Genomic DNA, 1,640 nt, shown 5'->3' on the forward strand with positions numbered 1-1,640 from the left:
GTTCGTAATGACGACCTTTGACCAAATAAAATAATTGTTCCGCTATATTGGTTGCATGATCGGCTGATCGTTCCAAATAACGGCATACAAATGACAGTTGCGTAACTTGACTTAACATTTGCGGATTTTCAGCGCCGACTTTTAATAATTGTTGAATGGTTTGACCATACAAATTATCCACTTGATCATCAAGCTCAGCAATCTTACGTGCATCTTCAATATTTTCTTCGATAAATGCTTTCATTACTTCCGTTAGCATTGTAATGGTTTTAGACCGCATTTCTTCGATATTCTTGATTGGTGAAACGAAATCGGCTTTACCAATACGGATATTTTCTTTTGCAATATTGACAGCATAATCTCCAACTCGTTCCATATCATGGGCAGCTTTCAATAATACTATCAATCGACGCAGATCCGTAGCAACCGGTTGCTGTTTTGCCAACAATAAAATGACACGGTCATTAATTTCTTCTTCCAAACGATTAATATGTTTGTCATTTTCAATGATTGATAGGGCCACATCGACATCGTGGCTTAATAATGCATCAATTGATTTATTTAACGTAGAAATGGCTAAATTGCTAAGCATTAAAAATTGCTCTTGAACACCTCTTAGCTCGTGTTCGAATTTTTCTCTTACTACCATTCAAATTCCTCCTTCTGGATCATCCAAAGCGTCCTGAAATGTAATCTTCTGTACGTTTGTCAGAAGGTGTAGAAAAAATTGTGTCAGTCTTATCAAACTCGATGACTTCTCCATTCAGGAAGAAGGCAGTTTGATCTGAAATCCGTGCAGCTTGTTGCATATTGTGCGTGACAATGATGATGGAATAGTTTTTTTTCAATTCCTGTACAAGTTCTTCCACTTTAAGCGTAGATATCGGATCAAGAGCAGAAGTTGGCTCATCCATTAAAATCACATCTGGTTCAATTGCAAGAGCACGTGCAATACAAATACGCTGTTGTTGTCCACCCGAAAGACCGTATGCATTTTCGTTCAATCGGTCTTTCACTTCATCCCAGATAGCCGCTCCGCGAAGACTTTGCTCGACGATTTCATCCAGGGTTTTTTTGTTTTTAATACCATGTATACGCGGACCATAGGCAATATTGTCATAAATTGATTTTGGGAATGGATTTGGTTTTTGAAAAACCATTCCCACTTTTGTTCGCAACTCTTCGACCCCGTAATCGGCATCGAAAATATTTCGATCCCTGTAAATGATTTCACCAGAAGTCTTTACCGAAGGTACTAATTCAACCATACGGTTCAATGTCTTGATATATGTCGATTTCCCACAACCTGAAGGTCCGATAATTGCAGTCACTTCATTTTCTTTGATTGCTAAATCGATGTTCTTCAATGCGTGGTGCTCGCCATACCATAAATTTAATTGACGCGTATCATATACAATGTTTCTATCTATCGTTTCTGGTTTAGTGCTTGTTGAACTTGTTGTATTTTGTTTGTTTACATTCAGTTGAACCATTTTGAAACCCTCCCGTGCCGAATCGGCTTAATAACGTTTTTGGAATTTATTTCGAATGAACACAGCAATTGAATTCATCAGTAACAAGAAAATCATTAAGACGATTATTCCTGYTGAAGCTACATGTTGAAATGCTTCCTGTGGACG

The 1,640-nt window shown here is 37.8% G+C and carries 2 protein-coding genes and 1 pseudogene; all 3 read right to left on the reverse strand.

The genetic code is table 11. The annotated features are described in order from the left end of the window. On the reverse strand, positions 1-649 hold a 649-nt coding region (gene phoU, locus AC1DSB_RS18965), incomplete at its 3' end, for a phosphate signaling complex protein PhoU (protein ID WP_477587383.1). A gap of 19 nt (positions 650-668) precedes the next feature. After that, positions 669-1,493 carry a phosphate ABC transporter ATP-binding protein PstB gene (pstB, locus tag AC1DSB_RS18970; protein ID WP_016426931.1) on the reverse strand — a complete coding sequence of 275 codons (825 nt, stop codon included), beginning with the start codon at positions 1,491-1,493 and terminating at the stop codon, positions 669-671. A 27-nt stretch (positions 1,494-1,520) separates the two neighbouring features. Beyond that, positions 1,521-1,640: pseudogene (locus tag AC1DSB_RS18975) on the reverse strand (phosphate ABC transporter permease PstA); the annotation flags it as partial.

Source organism: Paenisporosarcina sp. P4_E4_2 (assembly GCF_056401595.1).

Coding starts and splice junctions, on each gene's coding strand:
- pstB (WP_016426931.1), bottom strand. CDS start 1,493: ATGGTTCAACTGAATGTAAACAAACAAAATACAACAAGTTCAACAAGC.